The organism is Hominiventricola filiformis, assembly GCF_020686965.1.
GTDB classification, from domain to species: Bacteria; Bacillota; Clostridia; order Lachnospirales; family Lachnospiraceae; genus Hominiventricola; species Hominiventricola filiformis.
Window position 1 is genome coordinate 17,820 of sequence record NZ_JAJEPS010000018.1, and the last position, 26,241, is coordinate 44,060.

The window sequence follows — 26,241 nt, forward strand, 5'->3', positions numbered from 1 at the left end:
ATATCGGATCATCATGTCAAAAAAACGGCCAGAGCGAACACCTTTGTGTTCGCTCTGGTCGGATTCTTTTTGGAACTATCGCAATTTACTCCTCGAACGGGATAACTGCTCCGTCATATTTCTCATTGATAAAGTTCTTGATCTCATCAGATTTCAGAACATCTACCAGTGCTTTCACACCTTCGTTATTCTCATTTCCTTCTTTCACAACAACTACATTTACATAAGTCTTTGCTGCTTCGGAATCAGATTTCTCATAAGCAAGTGCATCTTTTCCTACAGAGAAGCCTGCCTGCAGTGCGTAGTTTCCGTTCAGGACTACGTAAGCAACTTCGTCTACAACTCTGGCTACAGATTCTGCTGCCAGTTCTTCGATCTTGATGTTATGCGGGTTCTCAGCGATGTCATTAACGGTTGCTTCCAGACCTGCGCCATCTTTCAGAGTGATGATGCCGTTATCCTGCAGAAGCAGAAGAGCACGTGCCTCGTTGGTAGTATCGTTCGGTACTGCGATAGTGTCACCGTCTGCAATGTCATCAAGACTTGCTTTGGTTCCCGGATAAATTCCGAACGGCTCGTAGTGGATTTTACCAACCTCTACCAGATGAGTTCCTTTTTCTGCATTGAAGCTGTCCAGATACGGTACATGCTGGAAATAGTTTGCATCCATCTCGCCGCTCTCTACTACCTCATTCGGAAGTACATAATCATCGAACTCAGTAACTTCCAGATCCCATCCCTGCTCAGCCAGGATCGGTTTTGCTGCCGCCAGAATCTCAGCATGCGGGGTAGCGGAAGCTGCTACGGTAATGGTTCCCTTTGTCTCAGTTGCTGCTGCGTCAGCGCTGTCGTCTGCTGCATCCGTTTCCTCTGCTGCTGCATCGTCGGTGGTTTCTTCCGTAGCCTCAGAAGCTGCTGCGTTTTCCTCCGTTTTGCTGCTGCCGCATCCAGTCAGCACACCAATCGCGAGCACACCTGCAAGAACACTTGCTAAAACTTTTCTTTTCATAATTTTTTCCTCACTTTCTATCTGGAACTGCTTATTGCAGTTTCATTCCTATTTATTTTCTGTGGTCAAATTTATCGGCAGTCTTCATTCCAATGGTCTGGAAAATCTGGAACAGAACTACCAGCAGCACAACTGTTACAATCATGATATCCGTCTGCCATCTGGTATAACCATATCGAATGGCGATAGCTCCCAGGCCTCCGCCTCCGACAGCTCCTGACATAGCAGAATATCCAAGAATCGTTCCAAGGGAAATAGTTGCTCCTACCAGAAGGGAAGTTCTCGCCTCCACCAGCAACACTTTTGTTACAATATCAAAATCTGAAGCTCCCATAGATCTGGCTGCCTCGATGACTCCTGCATCTACTTCTTTTAAAGAAGACTCCACCATACGTGCAATATATGGTGCGGCTGCCACTACCAACGGTACGATGGTTGCAGTGGAACCATAGCTCTTTCCTACCAGAAACCTGGTAAATGGAATGAGCAGAACCAGTAAAATAATGAACGGAATACTTCGCACGATATTCACGATCACATCTAAAATCTTGTAAATGAACGAATTCGGCCGGATGCCGTCTTTATCGGAAACGGTAAGAACAATTCCCATGGGAAGTCCGATAATGTAACCGGCAATCGTGGATACCAACGTCATATAAAGGGTTTCGCCGATTCCGGCAATAATCATATTCGTTACTTCGCTACTCCACATCACCTGTCACCTCCTCGATCTCCAGTCCATGCTCTTTTAAATATTCTTCCATATCAATCTGCAGATGTCTGTCATCCGGCAGTCCAAGGATCATTTCTCCCTTGGCAACACCGCCAACATTTTTTGTATCCGCCCGCAAAATATTAACCGGAGTACCAAACTTCAGGATCATATTGGCAATCACCGGTTCAAAAGCTGAGTTCTCGGAAAATACAATTCGCAGTTTCCGGTCACTCTGAATTCGCTCCATCTGAACAGCCACAGCTCCTTCCGTTCTCACATCACTCTCAGGCAGATCCTTAAGAATCAGCTCCTTGGCTGCCTTGGACTTTGGATGGCTGAAAATCTCTTCCACCAAACCATTTTCCACCAGTTCACCATGCTCAATAATGGCTACCCGATTACAGATTTCCCGGATAACGGACATCTGATGGGTAATGATAACAATGGTAATTCCAAACTGCTCATTAATCTGCTTTAACAGCTCCAGAATAGAAGCCGTTGTCTGCGGATCCAGCGCACTGGTTGCCTCATCGCAGAGCAGAATCTTCGGATTGGATGCCAGTGCTCTCGCAATAGCTACCCTCTGCTTCTGTCCACCTGACAACTGTGCCGGAAATGCTTTTTCCTTCTCTTCTAGTCCCACAGTCTTCAAAAGTTCCTTTGCCCTGACCTTTGCATCCTTCTTCTTCACACCCTGAATCAGCAGCGGGAAACAAATATTATCAATGACATTTTTCTGCATCAGCAGATTAAAATGCTGGAAAATCATTGCAATGTCACTGCGCTGTTTTCTCAGTTCTTTTTCATTTAATGCACCCAGGTCTCTGCCTTCAATCAATACCTGACCGTCCGTAGGCCGCTCCAGGAAATTCAGACATCGTACCAGAGTACTCTTTCCTGCACCGGACATTCCGATAATTCCGTAAATATCTCCCTTCTCAATCGTAAGGTTGATATCCCGCAGCGCATCCACATGCATGCCTTTTTGCTCGAAGGTCTTCGACAAATGTTTTACTTCTATCTCCGTCATAACGTTCCTCTCTTTACTCCACAAAAAAGGAACCATCTGCGTGATGATTCCTTGTTGATCTATTCTTTATCTTGCAAAATCAAACCGAAGCATCCGACGCAGCTTTTCTTTTTTTCATAACAAAACACATGTCCATGGATTTACACATGCACATTTTTCCGGTCATCATACAAGTCTTCATTGTGCTGGTCTTCATTATTTCGGTTCTCCTTTCTCGTTTTTATAACGCATATTATAACAAAGTTTTCCAGAAAGTGTTAATATGAGAAACCTTGGATTCGTTATAGGGTGATCCTATAACAAAATATCTTTTTTCTTATACTTCTTCAACTCTTCAATGTAAATTTCCCCGATAGGACTGATCTTCACTCCTTTTCGTTTCAGATAGCCAATCCGCATTTTTTCCGTCTCTTTCAGAGGGATCGCCATATAATCATCCCCGTTCAAGTCCTCGCAAATGATGCCGGAACACAGGGTGTAGGCATTCAGGCCTCTCATTAGGTTCAGAAGCGTGGCACGGTCATTGGCCTTAATGAGACGACGATAATCATAGGTACTCTTCATCTCTTCCGCCAGATAAAGGGAATTATTCTTTCCCTGGTCAAATGACAGGCAGGGATACTCGTCCAGTTCTTCCATGCTGATCACCTGCTGCCCCGCCAGCGGATGTCCGGACCAGAGGTACACGAAAGTATCACTCTGAAACAGTTCCACAAATTCCAGTCCATTTTCCCGGAACATTTTATTCAGTACTTTCTCGTTAAAATCATTCTGATAGAGAACGCCAATCTCACTTTTAAAATTCTTTACATTTTCAATGACACTGGTGGTCGTCGTCTCGTGGACCGCAAACTCATACTGCTCCATGCCAGTCTTTTTCACGGTCTCCACAAATGCCTGCACTGCAAAGGTATAGTGCTGGGTAGATACACTGAATTTCTCTTTTGTTTTTTTGTCAATGTATTTAGATTTCAGAAGTCCGAACTGCTCCGTCACCTGCCGGGCGTATCCCAGAAATTCCTCACCTTCCGGTGTGATCACAATTCCCCGGTTGGAACGTAGGAAAATATCAAATCCAAGCTCCGTCTCCAGCTCCCGAATCGTCTCCGACAGACTCGGCTGAGAAATAAAAAGCTGCTTGGATGCCTCATTGATAGAATTGCAGTCCGCAATCGTCAGGGCGTATTTTAACTGTTGAAGAGTCATAGTTTTCTCCTAAATCAATGTATATTGCATCCATTCATAATGCAGCATGGAACCTTCTATAATTTCCGGTGGTAGTAGATCTCTTGCCACTACTTTCAGTTCCTCTTCCAGTTCATCGGTTCTTCTTAAATGAGCGTAATCGCCGTCGATACGCTCTACGATATAATCACAAACTAACATACGCTTAGCCCTCCTTATTTATAATGTCAGTGTCTGTCTGCTGCCTGTACAAATTGTTCATGCGTCGTAATGATTGCCTCTTTCTGTTTTGCTTCTATTTTTAGTTGTATTTTATATAATTATTTGCTATATTATAGACGGTACTACCAAAAAACGGTAGGCGGTTAGTCCTTTTTACAGAGGACTGTGACCTCTGATGATATAGAAATCCAGCTGGAAATCTTTGATGCGGAGGACTTGCTCATGCTGACCATTGATAACCTCATTGGCATTATTTGCCTTTGTGCGACTTTTTATAGTCTTGGTTATTCACGTGGCTTGCGTGATTCCAAGACATAAAAATAACCGCCCGGTCCTGAGAAAACTTGGCGGTTATTTTTATAACTAACATATTTCAGGACTAACCGTCTATCGGTAGTACCTTTTAATATTATACTAACATTCAACCGCTCTTATGTCAAATGTATTCTGATCAGATTTAAATTGGGATCCACTTTTGCAAGTTCATCATGAAAATAATCCTTCAATAGACCGATTCTTGCCACTTCTCTCTGTCTTCGTCTTCTACTGACACGAAATGTACGCCTGGCTTCTGCAGTCTCTGCTTCATCAAATTCACGAATACCCCACATATCTTTTCCGTGTTTTTTCATCAGATGATAATTTTCATCCGTTACTGCCCAGCCGACTGAAGATGTTCCAAGATCCAGTCCTATGTAATATGCCATATTTGTTGCTCCTTTTCTCCTTGCATATTTTTATTTTGTCTATTGATTTTTCTTTAAAGCATTGATAAAATATAACCAAACTTACAAGACGAGTGCAAATAAGGTTAATCCGAATCCGTCGTAAGACTCTACATGGTGTAGAACCAAAAAGATCTGGCAACAGGTCTTTTTTGTTTGTTAGTACAATAACTCTATCACCATATTTTTACTATATTTTATCATATATTTCTTTGAATATATAGCATTTTTCACAAACAAGAAATCGAGGTGTTTTATTTGACTGAAAATACAACTACACAACACGACCAGTACTATGAGATGGCCAACGCCCCGGTCAATCGGATCATTCCGAAACTGGCAGTTCCTACTATCATCAGCATGCTGGTGACTTCTATTTACAACATGGCCGATACGTTTTTCGTAAGCCAGCTGGGAACCAGTGCTTCTGGTGCCATAGGCATTGTCTTCTCTGCCATGGCAATTATCCAGGCGCTGTCCTTCATGGTAGGCATGGGAAGCGGCAACTTCATAGCCCGATCTATCGGTGCCGGAAAGCGGGAACTGGCAGAACAAGTTGCATCTGTAGCTTTTTTTACCGGGTTAATCATCGGACTTCTGATTGCAGTTTTCGGTAACCTGAGCCTCAGAAATATTGTGTACTTTCTGGGGGCTACCGAGACCATTGCTCCTTTCGCGGAAGATTACGCTCGTTACATTTTCATGGCTGCACCTTTTATGGTATGTTCTTTTATCATGAACAATCTGCTGCGTTTCCAGGGAAAAGCGTTATTCTCCATGATCGGAATTACAACCGGTGGTATTTTAAATATTTTTCTGGATCCCATCTTTATCTTCGGTCTTGGACTTGGAACTTCCGGTGCGGCACTGGCTACTGCGTTATCCCAGATAATCAGTTTCTGTATCCTGTTTTTTATGTGTAATACAAAAAAAGAATGCATTACCATTCTTCCACAAAACTTCCGTCCAACGATAAATATTTACCAGAATATTATTTATGGTGGAATTCCTTCTCTGGGACGTCAGGGAATCGCCAGCGTGGCAACTATCATCATGAACATCATGGCTCATCCCTACGGAGACGCAGCGATCGCTGCCATGTCTATTGTCAGTCGTTTTATGATGTTCATCAATTCGGCCATCATCGGATTCGGCCAGGGATTTCAGCCAGTCTGCAGCTTTTGCTTTGGTGCAAAGATGTATGCCCGTGTCAAAGAAGCCTGCTGGTTCTGTATCAAAGTCAGCACTGCAATCCTGCTGGTTTTCTGCGTTACCGGTTTTACTTTCTCCGGACATATCATTGAACTATTTCGAAAGGGAGACGCTGATGTTATCCGCATTGGTACGTTAGCTTTGAGATTGCAGCTTATGACACTTCCGTTACAAGGTGTGATTATTATGGGAAATATGATGCCCCAGTCTATCGGCTACGGCATCCGTGCCACACTGGTTTCCACCGGCCGCCAGGGACTCTTCCTGATCCCGGCACTCCTGATCCTGACGCCGGTCATGGGGCTTCTGGGCATTCAGATTGCTCAACCCATTGCTGATATCTGCACCTTCTTCCTTGCAGCCTTCGTCATGAACGGAATCTTCAAAGAAATGGATGCCGCAAAATAAAGCCTGGGAAGCACATACAGATACAACCTCGAAAAAGCCCAGGGAGTGCATATCTTCATGCGCTCCCCGGGCTTTTCACCAGATTCCTTATCTCATGCACTTCTCAGGCTTCTCACCCAGCCTTTTGATCCGGTTCAAATTCCAGCATAGGGATTTCACCTTTCAAAGCTTTATATGATCCCTCTGCCAACGCTTCCATCTCACGTTCTCCTGGCATAATCACAACAGGAGCAATAAACTCTACCCTTTTGCGGATATGTTCACAGATGAATGGCACATTTGCCATACCGCCAATCAGAAGGATTGCATCCACTTTTCCTTCAAGAACTGTCGCCATCGCCCCGATTTCTTTGGCCGTCTGATAGCACATGGCTTCCATGACTTCTTCTGCATAACGGTCACCAGCCTCGATGCGCTTCATGATTGCACGAATATCTGTAGTTCCAAGGTAAGCCATTAATCCGGCCTCACCATTAATATGGCGGATCATCTGCTCCAGTGTGTACTGACCGGAATAACACAATTTCACCAGCTTTCCAACCGGAACCGTGCAGCATCTGTTATTTGAAAACGGGCCTTCACCTTCCAGTCCATCCGGCGCATCTATCATTTTTCCATCCCGCAGAGCACAGACACCGATCCCACCTCCAAGCATAACCGTAACTGTCCGTACTTCTTCGAACTTCTTTCCATGTGTCTCTGCATAGTACCTAGTCATTGCTTTTACGTTTAACGCCTGCACACAGGAAACTCTTTCTATCTCCTTCAGACCACTGTATCTGGCAATTGGATCCATTTCATCCGTAGTCGGAGTATCTGTCGTAAGCGGAACTGCATGAGCACTCTCTTTACACAGATCATATGCAACCAGTACTCCTACACCACATACATGATGTCCATACTCTCCAGACCGAACCTGCTCAACCATCTCTTCATTGATACGATAGGTTCCTCCAACGATTCTTTCCGTCTGGCCACCACGTGTCGTAACAGAATCCAATTCATCCAGATTTAAGTTATGTTCTTTCATGAAATCAAGAATAGCTTCTTTTCTGAAGGCATACTGATCGTTTACAGATTTACATTCTTTAATTTTATCAACCGGATGGGTCAGACTGTCCCGAATCTTGCACTCCTGATCCTCATAGTAAGCAATTTTTGTGGATGTCGAGCCAAAATTAATAACTAATATTTTTATTGGATTCATATCTTCATTCTCCTGACTCTTCTGATTTTTTTCTTATTTTCTTTATCCCCACAAATAATGTTGGCAAAATTACAAACGGAATCCCCAGATATCCTACTGCGGTATATCCTTTTTTTACGATTGCCAGTAAACCAAACTGTGCAATTCCAAAACAGATCAGGATCAGCAAAGAGCTATATAATGCACGTCTTGCCGTTATATTCGGAAGTTTTTTCTCTCCAAAACCTTCCACTCGTTTCAGAATCGCCCCGATACAGGTAATTGCAGTCGTCATAAACGCAAGAAAAACCATGATGGAATATACAATCTCCAATGATGGAATATGAAGCTGTGAAACAGCTGCAAGTACCGGCAATTGTTCATGATTAATATCCGGGTAATAACATAACAACATGTAAGTCAGTACAACCATCATTGCGCCATTCATCAGTAAACCAAAAACAGAAGCAATTTTTGTTTCTTCTTCTGTTGCAATCTCTCCTGACAAGTTGGTCGTTGCCCCCAGAATAATACATTGAAAACTGCCATAAAGAATTCCTGAAAAAATTGCCTGTCCAAGTGTCCCTTCTGTCTTCCATTCAGACACAACAGTAATAAACTGTCCACTGTTCTGTTTCATACATATTCCACATACGACAACGATGACCACAATTAAAATCACAGAAAGCACTGACGATGCCGCAACCAATACCTTTGAACCAAACATGTTCAGCAATACTACAAGGATCATAACAGCAATCACAGACGGTTCATACGGAAAACCAAACAGATCACTGATCAACTGTCCCGCCCCGGCAAAAACAGAACTTACTCCCATCACCATAATCGTAATGAATAATATTTCATAAATCGGTGCAAAAATTTTATCATATGGACTAAATAGTTTATTCGCATAGGAGCGATAATCATAGGTATGATTTTGTCTGCAAAACTCCCATTGAACATATGCGACCAATGCCATAATTACTACAGATATGACCGGCAGAAATAATGCATATGCACCATAACTGGTCCAAAATGAAACGCCCTGTGCACCCGTTGCAAAACCACTGCCGCAATGTGTTCCGAACCATGCGGATGCAACACTGAAGCAGATTCCCCAATTTATATTTGTTTTCCTCTTTTTCTCCATACACACATCCTATATTTTAATTACCCTTTAAATGCCTCCTCTGATGCTGTAAATATTTTTGCGTACAAATCTCCACGCCAATCTCTCTTTCCCTCTGCATTTTTCGCAAACACCGGGATCTGTCCATAAATATCTGGAAGGATAAGATCAATTGTGCCAAAACGCATACCTGCTCTGTCGCATCCGCTTTCAGGATATGGAATTCCCAGATAAGTCTCTACTTCTCCACCATTTTTTGATGGGCCAATCACGGCACTTCCACCATGGAAAAATGCTCCATGTTCCGGACCTGCAATATTGGATGTTGCAATATACATATAATTAATAAAAGCCAGCGCCGGAAGGGCAATTCTATAGGATCCTGACGTACACGGTGCATCCGGACATGCCGTCACATTCAATGACATTCTAGCCCCCATGGAACGATAATAGCGTGTCAGCTCCGGGAAACAATAGGTATCATAACAAATGGAAATTCCAATCGGCCCCCACGGTGTATCAATCAGCACCGGTTTATCACCAGGTACAGCCCACTCACATTCATCAAATGGCAAATGAAGTTTTCTGTACTTGTCCGTCTTACCATCCGGATAAATAATTGCCGCAGAATTATAAACTTTCCCATCATCTCCCAGTTCTGCCATGCCCAAGACAATATACATTTTATACTTTTGGGCGTATTCCGCCAGTGCGTTTGTTGCCGGCCCCGGAATTGGTTCCGCAAGCTTTACATGCATTTTATCTTTCCACTCTTTTCCCGCATCATTTCCATATCCGGTCAATGCTGTTTCCGGAAATACGATCATATCAGCTCCACGTTTTCCCGCTTCCTCACAATAATCGGAAATTCTTTCGAGATTCGCTTTTTTGTCTCCCCAGACAGTCTGATAATTTACCAGTGCAAGATTCATAATATTTTTCATAGATTTTCCCCTATCTTGGCAAATGTTTTAAAATCCCTGCATTTCGTATGTCTCTTCAATTGTTCTTAACAGGCAATAAACCGCTTCTGTATACGGAACCTGCAGTCCCTTTTCTTTTGCTTTTGCTACAATTCCTCCGTTAATAAACCGAGCTTCTGTTTTTCTCTTATTTTTCAGATCCTGTGCCATGGAAGTATAGTGATCCTTATGAACCTCATATGTATTCTCCAGGCTATGAATAATATCTTCTGCTTTTACATTTACACCATGAGCCTGCCCAACCATTGCGGTCTCTTCCGCAATTTTAGCCGCCAGAAAGCGTCCTTCTTCCACTGCTCCGATTGCTCCACAGGGTGCATGTACAATTGCTGTCGTTGCATTAATGGCAGCATTGAATCCAACCTTTTCCCAGATTGCCACATATACATCTTTTGTGATGGATGCATGGAATCCTGCTTCCACCAATGCCTCATGTGTTTTCTGCAGCATGGCTGACTCTTTCAGGCTTGCTGTGTAAATTTTTACATAACTTCCCTGACCTCCGCCTGTAGATATTTTTCCAGGGCCTTTTACATCAGATGCATAATTGGTAACCCCTACCAGTATCTGTTCCAGATCTACGAACTCATTGATCAGTTCAATATTTCCAAGTCCGTTCTGAAGTGTCAGGACATAAGTATCTTTACCGATCAGTGTCTTTACTGCATTTTCCAGTGCCGATCTGGAATATAAAGTCTTTGTAAAAAGAATGGCCAGATCAACAGCTTCTTTCGCATCTTCCGATTTGATAGCACGAACCGGAATTTTATGCATTCCTGATTCATCCTCCAACTCTATTCCATCTTTATTGATGGTATCAAGAACCACAGGAACAACATCTACCATTGTAACTTCATTTCCCGCCATCGCAAGTTTTCCACCAAATAAAGTTCCCATTGCGCCTGCTCCAATGACTGCAATTTTCATATCGAAGCCTCCTGTTAATTTAACTTTTTATTTAATAGTACAGCAATTCCTCCAATAAGTGCAATTGGTGCCATAATTCTAAAACTCATGCTCCATCCAAATGAATCCAACAGAGCTCCAAAAATCATGGTAGATAAAAATGCACCGACCCACTGAGCCGTATTCATAAATGCAGATGCCAGTCCACTTTCTTCACTCCGAACAACAATGGTAACGGCTGTAAAACTCAAGCCCGCTTCTGCCATTGCCAGGACACCATATAAAATAATGTACAGAACGAACGCAGAGCCACTGAATATCGGTGTGCAGAAAATCAATAAAGCAAACAGGATCATCATTATCGCCAGAGGTTTCTTGATGGATCCCCATTTATCTGCCAGCATCCCTCCGAGAATTCCAACTGGTATTCCAATCAGACTTGCTACACTCGTCAATGTTCCCGCATAAGTTGCAGACATACCTGCCACTTCTGTTAAATAGGTAGGAAGATAATTAAATACTCCCATATGAACGATCATGTAGCAGACAAATTCGATACAAACCAACCAGACACTTCCATTTTTCATCACATCCCATATACTCGGATTCTGTTCTGCATTTTCCGATACACTGCCCAAATCAGAAGTCTGATTATCAAATCCCTTAATAAAAATAACCCATAACACAAGTGCCACAATTCCGACAGCTGCATTCATCCACCAGAAATTCTTCCAACTACTGATAGTTGCAAAAACAGGTGCAATATTTAATGCAAGAATCTGACCAAAAGACATATAGCACATTAAAATTCCCATGGCAACACCACGTTTTCTATCAGAATAGGACTGGGCCACAGCAGCCGGTCCAATGGTTCCGAGGAACATCAGTCCAATGCCTTCAATAACACGACTTACCAGCATCATATTATAGTCTGTTGCCACCGCTCCCAGTATACAACCGGCAATAATTGCAAGCAGAGATCCTAAACCTGTTTTAAATGTTCCAAATTTTGTAACCAGCACGCCCATTGGAATAGATAGAAAGATTCCTGCCAATGTAAATACAGACATCAATAATCCTGCTCTGGCACTACTGGAAATCTGAAGATCTGACATAATATTGGTTAATACAGGAGCCACCTTATTCATACAAATTGCTCCTGATGTCATGGAGATCAACATAATAACGAGAATAAGCGTTGGTGATACTTTTTTCTTCTGTTTCATCACAACCTCCTTTACTCTGGGTTACTGTGCCATTTTCTTTAACAATGCATATCTTGCATCCGCTGCCTGCTGGATACTTTCGATCTGCTCTTCTGTAAGATTCTTGAATTTCCCGATTCCTTTCACAAACTCTGCAACTGTAATCGGTTTTTTGATTTCATTCAAATGATACCCATCATGATCCATCTCCCAGAGCGGGAATACATTACACTGTACCGCCTTTCTTGCAACTTCAATCGCCTTCTCCGGCTTATATGCCCATCCTGTCGGACAGGGTGAAAATACATGCAGATATGCAAATCCATGTTTTGAAGCTGCCAGTCCTTTCTGGATCTTAGCCACCAGATCTGCCATGTTAGACGGAGATCCCGTTGCACAATATTCAATTCCATGCATGCTCATAATAAGCGGCAGGTACTTCTGCTGCTGTTGTTTACCATTGATCACAGATCCTACCGGCGTTGTAGAAGTTTTAGAACCTAATGTTGTTGTGGAGCTTCTCTGATAACCGGTATTCATATATCCTTCATTGTCATAGCACACATACAGCATCTTTTCATTTCTCTCAGCAGCAGCGGAAAGACTCTGGAAGCCGCAGTCTGCGGTTGCACCATCCCCGGCTACAGCCACAATATTCACATCTGTTCTTCCTTTTCTTTCATACATCTGACTTAATCCGGTAAGAAAAGAAGCCGTGTTATCCAGAAGCGGAATATGTACCGGTATTTTCAAACCGTTTGAATAGTTCCATCCTACAACACCGGCACCAGCCATACATCCAGGCGGGATTCCAATAATTGTATTTTTTCCTGATACCTGAAGCACCGTTCTCAAGATCAGTTCTCCTCCGCATCCCTGACAAGCAGACATGCCCGGAGTCACCATATCTTCTGCTTCTCTAAGAACATCTATATAACTCATATTTTTCCCTCCTAGTCAACCATGTACCACTGTGTATCTTTCTGTCCTGGTTCCTCTTTTACTACATTCAGTTTTCTGATTGTACTTAAAATCATATCCAGAGAAATATCTGCTCCTCCTAATCCACCGATTACGGAAAAATGAGCAAACTTTTCATCCGCATCTACTAATGCAGCTCTGGTTTCCATATACATAGGTCCTGTAGACCATCCAAAAGATACAGATCTGTCAATCACCGCAAATGCTTTCTTTCCCTCCATTGCTTTCGCAATTCGTTTTGCTGGAAACGGTCTGGTAAAGCGGAGCTTAATTAAACCAGCCTTAATTCCTTCTTCTCTTGCAAGATCCACCGCATCCATTCCGGTTCCGGTCATTCCGCCGATCGTAACGATCACTACATCTGCATCTTCTGTTTTATATTCAGAAATAGCACCTCCATAATAACGGCCAAACTGATCACCAAATTCTTTGTCGATTTTTTCGATTTCATCAAGTGCTGCTTCCATGGCGTCCAGATGGCTCTTTCTGTATTTCAGCATCAACGGCCCCGGAGTCAGCGGATCCAGTGCAAACGGATTCTCAGGATCCAGTACGCAATGATTGATATGAACAGGCGGTAAGAACTGATCTACTTCCTCCTGTAACGGCAGATCTACACCTTCTGTTAAATGTGAACTGTAGAATCCGTCATAACAGACATTCACCGGAAGAAGTACTTTCTTATTTTCCGCAAGTTTATATCCCTGAATGATCATATCCACAATTTCCTGATTGCTGTCGCAGAAACACTGAATCCAGCCAGATTCCCTTACACACATAGCATCCTGCTGACCACTCCATACCGTTTCCGGAGATGTCATTTCTCTGGTTGCTAATGCCATTACCATGGGAAATCTCAAAGTTGACATACGTGTGTATGGTTCAAACATCAATGCCAGTCCCTGTGCTGATGTAGCTGTAAATACACGTCCTCCTCCGGCAATAGCTCCCTGTACTACGGAACATGCGGAATGTTCTGACTCCACCTGTACCAGGTTAGAATCTAATTTTCCATTGTGAACCATACCTGCCAGATACTCTACAACTGAAGACTGCGGGGTAATCGGATAAGCTGCAATAAGATCCGGTCTACAGAGAGCTGCCGCTTCTGATGCCGAATAATTACCTGTTAAAACGACTTTCTTTCCCATTATTTCGCGCCTCCTTCCAGAACCATTTCAATTGCACCTTTCTTACACTCGTTGGCACAAATTCCGCATCCTTTGCAATAGTCATATGTAATTTCAAACTTTTTGTCTTCAGTACCGATAATGGCGTTTACCGGACAATACGCAAGACACATTCCACAATTTACACATTTTTCTTTATCCATAACCGGCCGGAACACACGCCAGCTGGCGGTATCCAGACAATAAATCCCATCATTTCCTATTGGAGTGATATGTAAATGTTCAGCCATTTTTTACCTCCCTATAATGTAATTATTTTTGTCTCTTCATAGGCACGTTCTGCTGCCTGACGGTTCACAGCTCCGAATGCCTTCTCAATCTCTGCAAATAAGAACTCTTCATTTACCAGACCTGACGCTTTTTCAAACGCTCCAAGCATTGCCGTATTCGGAATGTTTCTTCCAATCAGCTCTTCTGCAATTCCAGTTGCATCCACAATGGCAACCTGTCCGGCATTCTTCGGAATCTGAAGTTCCTCCGGTGTCTTCACCGAATTAACCACTACAAGTCCCCCGTCTTTCAATCCTGCGTACGTTGCAGGAAGCCCTACCAGTGAATCATCCATGATCACCAGGATCTCCGGCTCATATACCTGCATTTTCCGACGGATCTCTTCCTCTGAAATCCTCAGATATCCGAATACTGGTGATCCTTTTCGCTCTACACCAAAAAACGGAATAAACTGACCATTTTTGCCACCGGCTACTGCCGCACGTACTACAATCTGGGATGCTTTTACAACTCCCTGGCCCCCACGCCCGTGTAAACGAATCTCTTTCATTTCCTTTCTTTTCTCCTTTTTTGTTTCTTATTTTAAAACGTTGTTTCTTATACTGAACTTTTATATTTCACATATTACACTCCCGTTTTACTATTAGTCAAGTTTAACCAAAGTATAAAAACTACTGAATCTTTCTCTGCATTTTTGTCGAATATCCCCTTTTTTTCATCCTTTGTTTTTCTATGCAAAACACACCTTTTCTTTTTTTCATTTATTCTGAAAATCTAACTATATTAAACAAATTTTCTCGTCTGAATTCGGCAATATTTAAACAGTAATTATTATTTCAAAACAATATTGACATATTTTTAAACTATTGTTACGGTATAAGAAACAAAAATATTATATAAAAGGAGAATTTCATGAGCGATAATCCAAATACTAAATATATACTTCACTCCGTAGCATCTGCTTTATCTGTTCTGGATCTATTTTTCACTTATGAAGAACTCAGTCCCACAGATGCTGCCAAATGTCTGGGAATCAACCGAAGCACTGCCTTTCGATTTCTTGTAACCCTGGAACAAAGCGGATATATCACCAAAACATCCGATTCCCGTTATCGGCTTAGCGTAAAAATATCCACGCTGGGCCAGATTGCACATAACCGAATGGCCCTTATCAATTTAATTCATCCTTATTTATGCAAAATATCAGAAGAAAATGGGGAATCTACCCATCTGGTTATTATGGATACTCCTACTCATGTAACTTTTATTGATAAATGTGTGGGCACTCTCTGGCTTAAGATGGATATTATGCTCGGATATACGCAATATGCACATCTGACAGGAACCGGAAAAGCGATCCTTGCCTATGAATCTGATCAGTTTATTTATGAATACATCCGAAATGTTACATTTGAGCCTTCCACTTCACACTCTATTAAAGATGCCCGTGAAATGCTCAATACTCTAAATCAGATACGTGAACAGGGATATGCCTGCGATCATGAAGAAGTAGAAATCGGACTCAGCTGCTATGCGGTTCCTATTTTATCTCTGTCAGGACGGCCAATTGCTGCAATCAGCTGCTCCGGTCCTACCACACGAATGGAACTGAATCGTCAAAAACATCTGAGTGCTCTTTTTTCTGCTACAGAACAGATTCAAAAGGGTCTTCAATAATTTTTTATTGACGAAATCTATTTTGTGTGATATGTTCATTATATAAAACAACGTTTCTTATATTAAACTTTTGAAAAATCTTGAAAACAAACACCAGACGCAACGGAGGTCTGCATCGTGTATCAAAATTTTGAAAAAGTACTAAAAAGCATTCGTGAAAAAAAAGAGAAAAAAAGAATTGCCATAGCTGCAGCCCATGACATGGAGGTCATGGAATGCGCGGTCATGGCACATAAAGAGCAGATTGCTGATTTTACATTAATTGGAAAGAAGGGCGAAATCGAATCTATTCTTAGAACCTTTGGAGAAAATCCTTCATCGTGGGATATCATAGACGAACCTTCTGACCCCAAAGCAGCCGAACTGGCGGTTTCTATGGCATCAGAGAAAAAAGCCGATGCCATTATGAAAGGACAATTACATACGGCAATATTTCTTCGGGCAATTTTTTCAAAAGAGTATAACCTTGTACCGCCGAAAACGCTAGTCAGCCAGATTACCGTAACGGAATACCCGGCTCAGAACCGGCTGCTCCTTATTACCGACTGTGCTGTCAATGTAACTCCGACTTATGCAGAAAAAGCTGTTATCATAGCAAATGCCGTATCCCTTGCCAAAAGGTTAGGAATCGACTGTCCTAAAGTTGCATGCCTTGCACCTGTCGAGGTGGTTAATGAAAAAATGCCGGAAACCATTGATGCCGCTATGCTAAGTAAAGCAAACGAACGGGGACAGATCAAAGATTGTATTATTGACGGTCCGCTTGCAATGGATAATGCCATTTCTCCTGAGGCTGCTCAATGCAAAAAAATTACCAGTCCTGTAGCCGGTCAGGCAGATATTCTTTTAATGCCCAACCTTTGTACCGGCAACGCGATTGATAAAGCTTTACGCTACTTTGCAGGTTTAAAAACAGGAAGTGCGGTCATTGGTGCAAATGTTCCAATCGTCATGACTTCCCGTTCTGACTCTGCACTCAACAAACTCCATGCAATCGCATTGAGTGTTCTGTAACTATTTATTATTCCTTCTTACATATGTTTATTGCCATAGAGAAGGCAGCATCGAAAACGATGCTGCCTTCTCTTTACATTTACTTCTATAAATAACCTCAAAAAGTCTATGTGTTATGATGATTAATTTTGATGCTCCTTTAGATACGCTTTTCTTCCATCATCATAAAGGTTATTACCCTCACTGTCAATAATAACAACCAACGGCATATCTTCCACATACAACTTCCGAAGTGCTTCTGCACCCAGATCCTCATATGCGATCAGTTCGCATTTCTTGATACATTTTGCCAGCAGTGCTCCGGCTCCACCAATGGCTCCAAAATATACGCCGCTATATTTTTTCATGGCATCCACTACTTCCGGAAGTCTTGCTCCTTTTCCGATCATACCGCGGGCACCTACCGACATCATGGTTGGTGCATAGGCATCCATACGTCCGCTGGTGGTCGGTCCTGCACTTCCAATGACCTGTCCTGGTTTCGCCGGTGTAGGACCTACATAATAAATCGTCGCATCCGTAGGATCAAAGGGAAGTTTCTCGCCTCTTGCAAGAGCTTCGCACATTCTCTTATGTCCTGCATCACGGGACGTATAGATAGTGCCGGTCAGGAGGACACTGTCACCTGCATGCAGGGTCTTTGCCAGTTCTTCCGTCAATGGTAATGTAATCTTTCTTGCTGCCATCTAAATCACCTCCGTCTTATGGCGTGTCACATGACAGTTAATATTGACTGCACAGGGCATACCTGCAATATGGGTCGGTAAAGTCTCAATATTCAGACCAATGGCTGTTGTCTTACCACCAAAGCCCTGGGGTCCGATACCAAGCTTATTGATCTTCTCCAGCATCTCTTTTTCCAGATCTGCATAGAAGGGATCCGGATTTTCAGAATCCAGCGGACGCATCAAAGCTTTCTTAGCCAAAAGCGCACATTTATCAAAGGTTCCTCCAATGCCAACACCAACCACCATAGGCGGGCAGGGATTCGGGCCTGCGGTTTCTACGACTTCCAGGATAAAATCCTTGATTCCCTGTAATCCTGCAGACGGCTTGAACATACGGATCATGCTCATGTTTTCGCTGCCAAAGCCCTTCGGACCGACAGTCACTTTGATCTGATCTCCCGGTACGATCTCTGTATAAAGCATAGCCGGCGTATTGTCTCCGGTATTGCCTCTGCGTACCGGATCTTTTACTACGGATTTTCGTAAATATCCTTTATCATAACCTCTGCGTACGCCTTCATCAATTGCTTCTGCAAGATCTCCGCCTGTCAGATGTACATCCTGCCCAATCTCCAGGAACACACAGGCCATTCCTGTATCCTGACAGATCGGTACATTTTCGGCATCCGCAATCTTATAATTTTCAATGATATTATCGAGTACCCCCTGGGCAATCTCCCCGTCCTCACAGGCGCGGCAATGTTCAATGGCACATTTCACATCGGATGGAAGATGCTCATTTGCCTCGATGCACAGTCTCTCGACCACATCCGTGAGCTGACTGACATTTACTTCACGTATCATGACAAACCTCCTCTTATGGAACTTTTTATCTATTGTAACACGGACAGACACAGGATACAAATCCCCGATGTCTGTCCGTTCTATATTAATTCTTACCGCTCATGTCTCGCATAATTCGGCAGAAGCATTGGTGACATTTTTCCTGTATGAATGTCTGCCTGCTCCAATTCATTTTCATAATGATAAATATGATCCAGATTCAGCTTGCCAAGCTCGACATCCTTGCATTTTGCTGCTGCTTTTTTACCCGCATTACGGCCAAATACGATCACATCCAGCAAAGAGTTGCCCATCAGTCGGTTGGTTCCATGAATTCCGCCTGCTGCCTCTCCTGCAACTAAAAGGTTCGGGATCTCTTTGGTAAATCCATCTCCATTGATCTCAAGTCCTCCATTCTGGTAGTGAAGGGTCGGATAGATCACGATCGGCACTTTTCTCATATCAATTCCGTAATTCATATACATACGGAACATGGCCGGAATTCTTTTTTCAATCGTTCCTTCTCCTCCAAGGATCTCAATCATCGGAGTATCCAGCCATACACCTTTGAGTCCGCCCGGAACTTCTACACCACGGCCTTCTCTGCATTCACGGATGACACCGGAAGCATTGACGTCACGGGTTTCTAGCGGATGGATATAAGCCTCGCCCTCAGCATTGACCAGCTGTGCACCGACAGAACGCACTTTTTCTGTTACCAGTGCACCAAGGATCTGAGAAGGATACACAGCTCCCGTCGGGTGATACTGGATGGAATCCTGATACAGCAATGCTGCACCGGCACGGTATCCTAACACAAGACCATCCGCTGTTGCTCCATAGTGGTTAGAGGTCGGAAAGCCCTGGTAATGCATTCTTCCTGCACCGCCGGTTGCGATCACAACTGTTTTGGCTCTTGCCACCAGATAATCACCGGTCTCCATATTCTGGAGAACAGCTCCTGCAACCTGACCTTTTTCATCTTTCAGAAGCTCTACAGCAGAGGTGAACTCAACCACCGGAATTCCCAGGTTCAGAACTTCATCTCTGATGGTACGCATGATCTCTGATCCAGAATAATCCTTTGCTGCGTGCATTCTCTTTCTGGAAGTTCCGCCACCGTGGGTGGTGATCATGGTTCCATCTGGCTCTTTATCAAACTCAACACCCAGTTCATTGAGCCATTTGATCGCATCCGGGGCTTCCATAACCAGTCTCTTTACCAGCTCTGGTTTTGCCGCAAAATGTCCGCCGCCAAAACAATCCAGATAGTGCTGTACCGGAGAGTCATTCTCCTTGTCTGCTGCCTGGATTCCGCCTTCTGCCATCATTGTATTGGCATCGCCGATTCTGAGTTTGGTTACGATCATAACGTCTGCGCCTGCGTTATGTGCTTCAATAGCACAGGAAGAACCTGCTCCACCGCCGCCGATTACAAGCACATCCACATCATAATCAATTTTTGTAAGGTCAATCTTTTCATGAATCAGCCGACTCGTGGAATGCAGCATCTCTGCCAGTTCCAACGGCGCTTTCTGACCTTTGTTCGGTCCGACCTTAATTTCTGCAAATGCATTGGGATTATAGTCTGGATGGAATTGTTTCAGAAGAGCATCTTTTTCATCTGCTGTCAGACGTCTCGGCTCAGTTGCCATACGCTCTGCTCTTGTAGCTTCTACCTTTTTGATAGACTCCATCATATTTTCTGGATATGGTGCGTACATCTTTCATGCCCTCCTTATTTCTCGATATCTCTATTGTTATAAAGTTCCTGCATCTCTGTGAGCGGCTTCTGCATAATCTGCTCAATCAGATCATCATATGCTCCTTCATGAATTTCTTCCACACGTTTCGTCAGATGCTTTGCTTCCGGAGCAATGTATTTGCCGGTCAGACGTCTCGCAAGAAGTGCCACCATCGGATGAGAGATCTCTGCTGGACAACGTACAGAACAGCAGCCACAGCTTACACAGTCAAAGGACTCTTCTGCACATTTCTCCAGTTCGCCTCTCTGTGCATAAGCAATATACTGCATGACATTAAGACTCTGGGTACAGGCTTTGGTACAGGCATTACAGCCGATACAGCTGTAAATCTCCGGATAAAGTTCCATCATCACCTGCTGGCCAGGCTTCAGATCATTGATATCATAAGTTCGTTTATCTGTCGGGAAGAAGGGAATACTTGCCACATACATTCCTTCCTGTACCTGTGTCTGACAGGCCAGACAGGTCTTCAGCTCATTCTTTCCCTTGATTCTGTAAATGGTTGCACAGGCACCGCAGAAACCGTGGCGGCAGCCGCATCCTCTCTTTAATGTATATCCGGCATATTCCATGGCAGTCATAATGGTCAGATCTGCAGGAACACTGTATTTCTTACCGAAGAAATAGACATTTACCATATTTTCCATTTTCGTCATCCTTTCTCTAGTACTCCGCAGGCATCTCATCCAGTTCATCACAGCGGAATACCGGACCGTCTTTGCACACGTATTTGGTTCCAATATTGCAGCGGCCGCATTTACCAACACCGCATTTCATCCGAAGCTCCAGTGTGGTGTAAACCTGGTCTCTTGAAAATCCAAGTTCTTCCAGTCCTGCAAGTACGAACTTGATCATAATAGGCGGCCCACATACAAGAGCTGTCTTGTCCGTATCAAATCCAATCTCTTTTAAATAGGTCGGAACAAACCCTACATGACCGTCCCAGCCTTCCTGCTCCCGGTCAATCGTCAGATACACATTAACATTCTCCGCTTTCATCCAGACTTTCTGTATTTCCTTTAACTGTACCAGATCATCTGCAGAACGGGATCCATATAAAATATCAACGGTTCCGTAATCTGCCCGGTTGTCCAGCACATAATTGATCACAGAACGAAGTGGTGCAAGTCCGATACCTCCGGCAATAAACAGCAGATTTTTACCTTTCAATTGATCCTCCACCGGAAAATGGTTTCCATAGGGTCCGCGGACGGTAATCTCATCGCCTACTTCCAGGCTGTGCAGCGTCTCTGTCAGGCTTCCGCATTTCTTGATACTAAACTCCTGATATTCTTTATTTGTCGGAGAGGAAGTAATAGAAAACATTCCCTCACTGACTCCTGGTACACACAACATGGCACACTGTCCAGGCATATGTTCAAATAATTTTCCACCCTCCGGAGCATTGACCCGGAACGTCTTTACATCCGGTGTCTCCTGGCGGATATCTGTGATCACTCCAACCTGAGGGATCAGCACATCTTCTGTATAATTTTTATGACAAGTACATTCGCTCATGCCTTTTCTCCCCCTTCTTTTTCAAATGCTTTGATCACTTTTACAATATTCAGGGCAGACGGACATTTCTCCACGCAACGGCCACAGCCAACACAGGAATACATGCCGTTATTATTTGCAGGGAAATACACCAGCTTATGCATAAAACGCTGACGAAATCTCTGCATCTGACTGGTACGATTATTGCCGTGTGCCATCATGGTGAAATCTGAATACATGCAGGAATCCCAGCAGCGGAACCGTTTTACCCCATGTCCCGTATCATAATCTTTGATATCATAGCACTGGCAGGTCGGGCATACAAAAGTGCAGGTACCACAAGCCAGACAAGGCTTATAAAGCTCCTCCCACAGCGGAGAGTCAAATCGTTTCTCTGTGGCATTTCCATCCCAGCCTTCCAGCGAAAGATGCGTATATGGAAGCTTTTCCACGATTTCGCGGATGTTATTCTTTTCCTGCTCAATCTTCTGTTCCTCTGATGCATCTGCTTCCGTGAGCAGCACTTTCACCTGTTTTGTGAGCAGCTCCCCTTTTTCCGTCAAAGCCTTCCAGTACAATTCTTCTCCGGCGAACCAGGCCGCCACATCTGCCGCCGGTTCTGCACAGTCAATACCAAATACCTTGCAAAAACAGCTTTCCTCCGGCTCGTGACAGGCAATTGCCACCATAGTTCCATGTTTTCTTCTCGCTGCATAGAAACTATCCACCGGATCTGCTAAAAATACTTGATCCAGTACCTTCACACCCTGTACATCACAAGCTCTCATGCCAAATACGGTAAATTTCTGCTCTTTTAACGCTTCCGGCTCTACTTTCAGCTTTCTGCCTTCCCGCTCACAGGTGTAGAGATTTTCACTCTGGGGGAAGAAAATATCTTTCGGAGACTTTACGCTTTTTAATGTATCTATATCTACCTCGGCATCCTCAGACCAAGGGCCAAAATTTACTTTTCCAGCGGTTTTCACCGGCACATACAGTTCCTGCTCTGCGGCAATGGCACGGAATAATGCCGTCAGATCTTCTTTTTTAATCTTGTACATCCATTATCCCCTTTCTCCCACAATGCTGGGTTCCACATCATCAAATGTATAGTTCGTCAGCGGGCCTTTGCTGTCGGTATCTTCACCGGCCTGGTATTCGCCGTAAAACTGATCAATATCTTTGATAAATTTCCGATTGAACAGGTGCAGCGGAATTCCCTGCGGACAGACACGGCTGCACTCTCCACAATCTGTACACCGGCCTGCTACATGGAAGGCACGGATAATGTGAAACATCTTTTCTTCAAAAGAATCACTGTTTGCTTTCTGAGCACTGTCAAATTTTGTGCTGTCAAACACACATTTTCTGCAGCTGCAGGCCGGGCAGACATTTCGGCATGCATTGCAGCGGATACATTTGCTCAGTTCTTTCTGGAAAAATGCAAATCTCTCTTCCGGGCTCATAGCCTCGATCATCTCTACCTCTGCAAAACGGTCTGCATCCTTGGTCTCTCTGGATTCACCGATCAGTTCATCGTAGATCTTGTGCTCTTTTCCCTTGCACACATAACAGCGGGATAACATGGCATCCTTATATTCTACTGTTTTCTCTCCATACAGGGTTTCAACCGTCAGTGTGTCTGCCTCATTTTCAATCTGGGCACCTTTGATATCTGTGATACCCTTGATGCCTGTCTCGCGGATCTTTTCGATATCAAGCTTACCTCTGCAGCCCACACCAATAATATATGCTTTTTCACGATCTACTCTGTGTTCTTTTATCAACTGGTTAAAACTATAGGTATCGCACGGCTTCAGGCAGACCAGTGTCTTTCCATCCAGTTTAGAAGCCTCGATCATATATTTACTTAAATTCGCTCCGCAGAATCCGTCGTATACAAACTCTTTCAGACTTTCTTCGGTCTCAAAATATGCCGGTTCCGGATTCCAGGGCATATCTCCGGCTTTCCAGCCAAGCACTCTTGCCACGGTTCCATCAGCAAGCAGCTCTTTTGCCCTCTTTATCAGTTCCTGCATCGTAAATCCTCCAATCTCACATTTCTGCCAAGAGATGTGATCTTCTCTACAAATTCATTCATAGTCTGTGAGAATTTTACACCCTCTGCTGCAGATACCCATTCTACACGGGTACGGCCATTTTCCACTCCGATGAAATCCAGCATGGAAAACAGTAATGTCATACGGCGTCTTGCATAGAAGTTACCAGTTGAATAATGACAGTCTCCTGGATGACAGCCGCACAGGATCACTCCGTCTGCTCCTTTTTCGAAAGCACGGAGAATAAACATCGGATTTACACGGCAGGAACAGGGAACGCGGATGATCTTCACATCTGCCGGATAGGAAAGTCTGCTGCTTCCTGCCAGATCAGCTCCTGCATAACTGCACCAGTTACAGCAGAAAGCAACGATCTTAGGTCTGAATGTTGTTTCGTTGTTTTCTATCGACATATTGCATCTACCTCCGCGATAATCTGTCTGTTGGAGAATCCCTTCAGATCCATGGCTCCGGACGGACATGCAACCGTACATGCACCACAGCCCTGACAAAGTGCTCCATTTACCACTGCCACTCTTCGGGTCTCACGGATACCATGATCGTTGACCTGATGATCCTCATAGGAAATAGCTCCATACGGGCATACATTGGCGCAGGTCGAACATCCATTACATAAGAGTTCATCGGACTGTGCCGTACACGGATTGGTGGTCAGTTTATCTTTCGCAAGCAATCCGATGACTTTGACTGCGGCGGCACCTGCCTGTGCGACGGTCTCCGGAATATCCTTTGGTCCCTGACACACACCGGACAGGAAGATTCCTGCGGTCGGTGACTCTACCGGACGAAGCTTGGCATGGGCTTCTGTCAGAAAATTATTGGTATCAATGCTGGCGGTCAGCATGGTTGCAATCTTTCTTACATCCCGATTTGGTTCTATGGCAGCTGCCAGAACGACCATATCAGCTTCTTTTTTGATCTGCTTATTGTCCAGAAGGTCCACGCCCTGCACCAGAAGCTTTCCATCCGGCTGCGGAATTACTTTTCCTACCTGTCCTTTGATATAATTCACACCATACTGCTCTACCGCTCTCCTGTAGAACTCATCAAAATTCTTACCAGGTGTACGTACATCAATGTAAAATACCGTCACATTGACATCCGGATATTTATCACGGATCAGCATGGCATGCTTAGCGGTATACATACAACAGATCTTGGAGCAGTAGCTCTTTCCTCTGTCGTCTGCACAACGGCTTCCAACACACTGGATGAATACCATCTCTTTCGGTGCCTTTCCGTCAGACAAACGTTCCAGATGTCCTTTGGTCGGTCCTGCCGCATTCATAATACGCTCCAGTTCCAGAGAGGTGATAACGTCTTTACTCTGGCTGTATGCATATTCATCATAATTGTCAAGCTTGATCACATCAAAACCGGTAGCAACTACAATTGCGCCGTATTTCTGCGTAATGATCTCATCCTGCTGGTCATAGTCAATGGCTCCGGCCTGACATACTTTTGAACAGACACCACATTTTCCGGTTTTAAATTTGATACAGTTTTCACGATCAATGACCGGCACATTAGGGATTGCCTGTGCAAATGGAGTGTAGATCGCTGTACGGTTTCCCAGACCTCTGTTAAATTCACTCGGGATCTTCTTGGACGGACACTTTTCCTGACAGACACCACATCCGGTACACTTGTCCATATCCACGCTTCTTGCTTTTTTACGGATATCTACTGTAAAATCACCAACAAATCCACTGACTTTTTCTACTTCACTATATGTATAGATCGTGATCTTTTCATTGGATGCTGCATCTACCATCTTCGGAGTGAGAATACATGCAGAACAGTCCAGTGTCGGGAATGTCTTGTCAAGCTGTGACATTCTTCCTCCGATACTCGGTGTCTTCTCCACAATATCCACCTCATAACCTGCATCTGCAATGTCAAGGGCTGTCTGGATACCGGCGATACCGCCACCAATGACCAGCGCTCTCTTGGTCACCTGGCTTTCACCCGGTGTCAGTGGTGCATTCAAATTGACTTTTGCAATGGCAGCACGCGCCAGGATCACTGCCTTCTTGGTTGCCTCTTCCATGTCCTTATGGATCCAGGAACAATGCTCTCGAATGTTGGCAATCTCTACCATATACGGGTTTAAGCCCGCTTTCTTTGCTGCATTTCTGAAAGTAGTCTCATGCATACGGGGTGAGCAGGAACAGACCACCATACCCGTCAGATTTTTTTCCTTAATCGCTGCTGCAATCTTTGCCTGACCAGCTTCAGAACACATATACTGATAGTCCTCTGCATGAACCACTCCCGGCTCCTGAAGCACCATCTCTACCACTTTTTTCACATCTACCGTTGCAGCGATATTACTGCCACAATGACAGACAAATACTCCGATTCTCTGCATCGGG

At 44.0% G+C, this 26,241-nt stretch carries 27 protein-coding genes; 3 read left to right on the forward strand and 24 right to left on the reverse strand.

Features of this window, described 5'->3' with window-relative positions; translation table 11 throughout:
• Window positions 1–85: 85 nt before the first annotated feature.
• From LKD36_RS14155 to cas9, 6 genes are all read right to left on the reverse strand, one after another.
• Complete coding sequence (locus LKD36_RS14155) at window positions 86–1,009, reverse strand: MetQ/NlpA family ABC transporter substrate-binding protein (RefSeq protein ID WP_308459987.1); 924 nt, start codon at window positions 1,007–1,009, stop codon at window positions 86–88.
• A gap of 52 nt (window positions 1,010–1,061) precedes the next feature.
• Window positions 1,062–1,721, reverse strand: a complete 660-nt coding sequence (locus LKD36_RS14160) for a methionine ABC transporter permease (RefSeq protein ID WP_118771374.1) — start codon at window positions 1,719–1,721, stop codon at window positions 1,062–1,064.
• Window positions 1,711–2,754: a methionine ABC transporter ATP-binding protein gene (locus tag LKD36_RS14165; protein WP_308459988.1), complete on the reverse strand. Its 1,044-nt coding sequence runs from the start codon at window positions 2,752–2,754 to the stop codon at window positions 1,711–1,713. The genes LKD36_RS14160 and LKD36_RS14165 overlap by 11 nt, the downstream gene beginning before the upstream one ends.
• A 294-nt stretch (window positions 2,755–3,048) precedes the next feature.
• Window positions 3,049–3,960, reverse strand: coding sequence for a LysR family transcriptional regulator (locus LKD36_RS14170; RefSeq protein WP_308459989.1), 912 nt, complete (start codon window positions 3,958–3,960; stop codon window positions 3,049–3,051).
• 9 nt (window positions 3,961–3,969) lie between these two features.
• The gene (locus LKD36_RS14175; RefSeq protein WP_118771377.1) at window positions 3,970–4,140 is read right to left on the reverse strand and encodes a chorismate--pyruvate lyase; all 171 of its coding nucleotides are present in this window, start codon (window positions 4,138–4,140) and stop codon (window positions 3,970–3,972) included.
• A gap of 452 nt (window positions 4,141–4,592) precedes the next feature.
• Complete coding sequence (gene cas9, locus LKD36_RS14180) at window positions 4,593–4,868, reverse strand: type II CRISPR RNA-guided endonuclease Cas9 (RefSeq protein ID WP_308459990.1); 276 nt, start codon at window positions 4,866–4,868, stop codon at window positions 4,593–4,595.
• A 318-nt stretch (window positions 4,869–5,186) separates the two neighbouring features.
• On the opposite strand from cas9, the gene LKD36_RS14185 reads away from it, so the two are divergent.
• Window positions 5,187–6,506: an MATE family efflux transporter gene (locus tag LKD36_RS14185; protein WP_308460016.1), complete on the forward strand. Its 1,320-nt coding sequence runs from the start codon at window positions 5,187–5,189 to the stop codon at window positions 6,504–6,506.
• A 112-nt stretch (window positions 6,507–6,618) separates the two neighbouring features.
• Here the strand turns inward: LKD36_RS14185 and buk are convergent, their stop codons facing one another.
• Genes buk through LKD36_RS14230 form a run of 9 tightly spaced genes read right to left on the reverse strand, consistent with a single transcriptional unit; the run spans window position 6,619 to window position 14,870 of the window.
• Complete coding sequence (buk, locus tag LKD36_RS14190) at window positions 6,619–7,713, reverse strand: butyrate kinase (RefSeq protein WP_308459991.1); 1,095 nt, start codon at window positions 7,711–7,713, stop codon at window positions 6,619–6,621.
• Between the two features lie 4 nt (window positions 7,714–7,717).
• Window positions 7,718–8,845 carry a YkvI family membrane protein gene (locus LKD36_RS14195; RefSeq protein ID WP_308459992.1) on the reverse strand — a complete coding sequence of 376 codons (1,128 nt, stop codon included), beginning with the start codon at window positions 8,843–8,845 and terminating at the stop codon, window positions 7,718–7,720.
• A 20-nt stretch (window positions 8,846–8,865) separates the two neighbouring features.
• Entirely contained in the window at window positions 8,866–9,768 is a 903-nt protein-coding gene (locus LKD36_RS14200) for a carbon-nitrogen hydrolase family protein (RefSeq protein ID WP_308459993.1), read from the reverse strand.
• A 27-nt stretch (window positions 9,769–9,795) separates the two neighbouring features.
• Window positions 9,796–10,734, reverse strand: coding sequence for a ketopantoate reductase family protein (locus LKD36_RS14205; protein WP_308459994.1), 939 nt, complete (start codon window positions 10,732–10,734; stop codon window positions 9,796–9,798).
• Between the two features lie 14 nt (window positions 10,735–10,748).
• A complete protein-coding gene (locus LKD36_RS14210; protein WP_308459995.1) occupies window positions 10,749–11,939 on the reverse strand; it encodes an MFS transporter in 1,191 nt (396 codons plus the stop codon).
• A 21-nt stretch (window positions 11,940–11,960) separates the two neighbouring features.
• A complete protein-coding gene (locus LKD36_RS14215; RefSeq protein ID WP_308459996.1) occupies window positions 11,961–12,860 on the reverse strand; it encodes a thiamine pyrophosphate-dependent enzyme in 900 nt (299 codons plus the stop codon).
• 11 nt (window positions 12,861–12,871) lie between these two features.
• On the reverse strand, window positions 12,872–14,050 hold the full coding sequence (locus LKD36_RS14220; RefSeq protein WP_308459997.1) for a transketolase C-terminal domain-containing protein: 1,179 nt from the start codon (window positions 14,048–14,050) through the stop codon (window positions 12,872–12,874).
• Window positions 14,050–14,319 carry a 4Fe-4S binding protein gene (locus LKD36_RS14225; RefSeq protein ID WP_308459998.1) on the reverse strand — a complete coding sequence of 90 codons (270 nt, stop codon included), beginning with the start codon at window positions 14,317–14,319 and terminating at the stop codon, window positions 14,050–14,052. Before LKD36_RS14225 ends, LKD36_RS14220 begins: the two co-directional genes overlap by 1 nt.
• Before the next feature lie 11 nt (window positions 14,320–14,330).
• A complete protein-coding gene (locus LKD36_RS14230; RefSeq protein ID WP_308459999.1) occupies window positions 14,331–14,870 on the reverse strand; it encodes a 2-oxoacid:acceptor oxidoreductase family protein in 540 nt (179 codons plus the stop codon).
• Between the two features lie 362 nt (window positions 14,871–15,232).
• Between LKD36_RS14230 and LKD36_RS14235 the strand changes: the two genes are divergently transcribed.
• A complete protein-coding gene (locus LKD36_RS14235; RefSeq protein ID WP_308460000.1) occupies window positions 15,233–15,997 on the forward strand; it encodes an IclR family transcriptional regulator in 765 nt (254 codons plus the stop codon).
• Window positions 15,998–16,114: 117 nt separating this feature from the next.
• Window positions 16,115–17,011, forward strand: a complete 897-nt coding sequence (locus LKD36_RS14240; RefSeq protein WP_308460001.1) for a bifunctional enoyl-CoA hydratase/phosphate acetyltransferase — start codon at window positions 16,115–16,117, stop codon at window positions 17,009–17,011.
• Between the two features lie 122 nt (window positions 17,012–17,133).
• On the opposite strand, the gene LKD36_RS14245 is transcribed toward LKD36_RS14240, so the two are convergent.
• The 9 genes from LKD36_RS14245 to LKD36_RS14285 all read right to left on the reverse strand — a co-directional run bounded on the left by LKD36_RS14245 (window position 17,134) and on the right by LKD36_RS14285 (window position 26,237).
• Window positions 17,134–17,697 (reverse strand): Fe-S-containing hydro-lyase, encoded by a 564-nt coding sequence (locus LKD36_RS14245; RefSeq protein WP_308460002.1) that lies wholly within the window; start codon window positions 17,695–17,697, stop codon window positions 17,134–17,136.
• The gene (locus LKD36_RS14250) at window positions 17,698–18,543 is read right to left on the reverse strand and encodes a fumarate hydratase (RefSeq protein ID WP_331465245.1); all 846 of its coding nucleotides are present in this window, start codon (window positions 18,541–18,543) and stop codon (window positions 17,698–17,700) included.
• 92 nt (window positions 18,544–18,635) lie between these two features.
• Window positions 18,636–20,246 carry an FAD-dependent oxidoreductase gene (locus LKD36_RS14255; RefSeq protein WP_308460003.1) on the reverse strand — a complete coding sequence of 537 codons (1,611 nt, stop codon included), beginning with the start codon at window positions 20,244–20,246 and terminating at the stop codon, window positions 18,636–18,638.
• Between the two features lie 14 nt (window positions 20,247–20,260).
• A complete protein-coding gene (locus LKD36_RS14260) occupies window positions 20,261–20,935 on the reverse strand; it encodes a 2Fe-2S iron-sulfur cluster-binding protein (protein WP_308460004.1) in 675 nt (224 codons plus the stop codon).
• A gap of 16 nt (window positions 20,936–20,951) precedes the next feature.
• Window positions 20,952–21,806 carry an FAD/NAD(P)-binding protein gene (locus LKD36_RS14265; RefSeq protein ID WP_308460005.1) on the reverse strand — a complete coding sequence of 285 codons (855 nt, stop codon included), beginning with the start codon at window positions 21,804–21,806 and terminating at the stop codon, window positions 20,952–20,954.
• A complete protein-coding gene (locus LKD36_RS14270) occupies window positions 21,803–22,846 on the reverse strand; it encodes a 4Fe-4S dicluster domain-containing protein (RefSeq protein WP_308460006.1) in 1,044 nt (347 codons plus the stop codon). Before LKD36_RS14270 ends, LKD36_RS14265 begins: the two co-directional genes overlap by 4 nt.
• A 3-nt stretch (window positions 22,847–22,849) precedes the next feature.
• The gene (locus tag LKD36_RS14275) at window positions 22,850–23,824 is read right to left on the reverse strand and encodes a 4Fe-4S dicluster domain-containing protein (protein WP_308460007.1); all 975 of its coding nucleotides are present in this window, start codon (window positions 23,822–23,824) and stop codon (window positions 22,850–22,852) included.
• The gene (locus LKD36_RS14280) at window positions 23,812–24,258 is read right to left on the reverse strand and encodes a hydrogenase iron-sulfur subunit (RefSeq protein ID WP_117498309.1); all 447 of its coding nucleotides are present in this window, start codon (window positions 24,256–24,258) and stop codon (window positions 23,812–23,814) included. Before LKD36_RS14280 ends, LKD36_RS14275 begins: the two co-directional genes overlap by 13 nt.
• Complete coding sequence (locus tag LKD36_RS14285) at window positions 24,249–26,237, reverse strand: CoB--CoM heterodisulfide reductase iron-sulfur subunit A family protein (protein WP_308460008.1); 1,989 nt, start codon at window positions 26,235–26,237, stop codon at window positions 24,249–24,251. Before LKD36_RS14285 ends, LKD36_RS14280 begins: the two co-directional genes overlap by 10 nt.
• Between the last annotated feature and the right edge of the window lie 4 nt (window positions 26,238–26,241).

Excerpts from the sequence above, each read along its gene's own strand:
- LKD36_RS14155 (WP_308459987.1), bottom strand. The coding sequence starts at position 1,009 with ATGAAAAGAAAAGTTTTAGCAAGTGTTCTTGCAGGTGTGCTCGCGATT.
- LKD36_RS14160 (WP_118771374.1), bottom strand. The coding sequence starts at position 1,721 with ATGTGGAGTAGCGAAGTAACGAATATGATTATTGCCGGAATCGGCGAA.
- LKD36_RS14165 (WP_308459988.1), bottom strand. The coding sequence starts at position 2,754 with ATGACGGAGATAGAAGTAAAACATTTGTCGAAGACCTTCGAGCAAAAA.
- LKD36_RS14170 (WP_308459989.1), bottom strand. The coding sequence starts at position 3,960 with ATGACTCTTCAACAGTTAAAATACGCCCTGACGATTGCGGACTGCAAT.
- LKD36_RS14175 (WP_118771377.1), bottom strand. The coding sequence starts at position 4,140 with ATGTTAGTTTGTGATTATATCGTAGAGCGTATCGACGGCGATTACGCT.
- cas9 (WP_308459990.1), bottom strand. The coding sequence starts at position 4,868 with ATGGCATATTACATAGGACTGGATCTTGGAACATCTTCAGTCGGCTGG.
- LKD36_RS14185 (WP_308460016.1), top strand. The coding sequence starts at position 5,187 with ATGGCCAACGCCCCGGTCAATCGGATCATTCCGAAACTGGCAGTTCCT.
- buk (WP_308459991.1), bottom strand. The coding sequence starts at position 7,713 with ATGAATCCAATAAAAATATTAGTTATTAATTTTGGCTCGACATCCACA.
- LKD36_RS14195 (WP_308459992.1), bottom strand. The coding sequence starts at position 8,845 with ATGGAGAAAAAGAGGAAAACAAATATAAATTGGGGAATCTGCTTCAGT.
- LKD36_RS14200 (WP_308459993.1), bottom strand. The coding sequence starts at position 9,768 with ATGAAAAATATTATGAATCTTGCACTGGTAAATTATCAGACTGTCTGG.
- LKD36_RS14205 (WP_308459994.1), bottom strand. The coding sequence starts at position 10,734 with ATGAAAATTGCAGTCATTGGAGCAGGCGCAATGGGAACTTTATTTGGT.
- LKD36_RS14210 (WP_308459995.1), bottom strand. The coding sequence starts at position 11,939 with ATGAAACAGAAGAAAAAAGTATCACCAACGCTTATTCTCGTTATTATG.
- LKD36_RS14215 (WP_308459996.1), bottom strand. The coding sequence starts at position 12,860 with ATGAGTTATATAGATGTTCTTAGAGAAGCAGAAGATATGGTGACTCCG.
- LKD36_RS14220 (WP_308459997.1), bottom strand. The coding sequence starts at position 14,050 with ATGGGAAAGAAAGTCGTTTTAACAGGTAATTATTCGGCATCAGAAGCG.
- LKD36_RS14225 (WP_308459998.1), bottom strand. The coding sequence starts at position 14,319 with ATGGCTGAACATTTACATATCACTCCAATAGGAAATGATGGGATTTAT.
- LKD36_RS14230 (WP_308459999.1), bottom strand. The coding sequence starts at position 14,870 with ATGAAAGAGATTCGTTTACACGGGCGTGGGGGCCAGGGAGTTGTAAAA.
- LKD36_RS14235 (WP_308460000.1), top strand. The coding sequence starts at position 15,233 with ATGAGCGATAATCCAAATACTAAATATATACTTCACTCCGTAGCATCT.
- LKD36_RS14245 (WP_308460002.1), bottom strand. The coding sequence starts at position 17,697 with ATGGCAGCAAGAAAGATTACATTACCATTGACGGAAGAACTGGCAAAG.
- LKD36_RS14250 (WP_331465245.1), bottom strand. The coding sequence starts at position 18,543 with ATGATACGTGAAGTAAATGTCAGTCAGCTCACGGATGTGGTCGAGAGA.
- LKD36_RS14255 (WP_308460003.1), bottom strand. The coding sequence starts at position 20,246 with ATGTACGCACCATATCCAGAAAATATGATGGAGTCTATCAAAAAGGTA.
- LKD36_RS14260 (WP_308460004.1), bottom strand. The coding sequence starts at position 20,935 with ATGGAAAATATGGTAAATGTCTATTTCTTCGGTAAGAAATACAGTGTT.
- LKD36_RS14265 (WP_308460005.1), bottom strand. The coding sequence starts at position 21,806 with ATGAGCGAATGTACTTGTCATAAAAATTATACAGAAGATGTGCTGATC.
- LKD36_RS14270 (WP_308460006.1), bottom strand. The coding sequence starts at position 22,846 with ATGTACAAGATTAAAAAAGAAGATCTGACGGCATTATTCCGTGCCATT.
- LKD36_RS14275 (WP_308460007.1), bottom strand. The coding sequence starts at position 23,824 with ATGCAGGAACTGATAAAGAGGGCAAAAGAGCTGCTTGCTGATGGAACC.
- LKD36_RS14280 (WP_117498309.1), bottom strand. The coding sequence starts at position 24,258 with ATGTCGATAGAAAACAACGAAACAACATTCAGACCTAAGATCGTTGCT.
- LKD36_RS14285 (WP_308460008.1), bottom strand. The coding sequence starts at position 26,237 with ATGCAGAGAATCGGAGTATTTGTCTGTCATTGTGGCAGTAATATCGCT.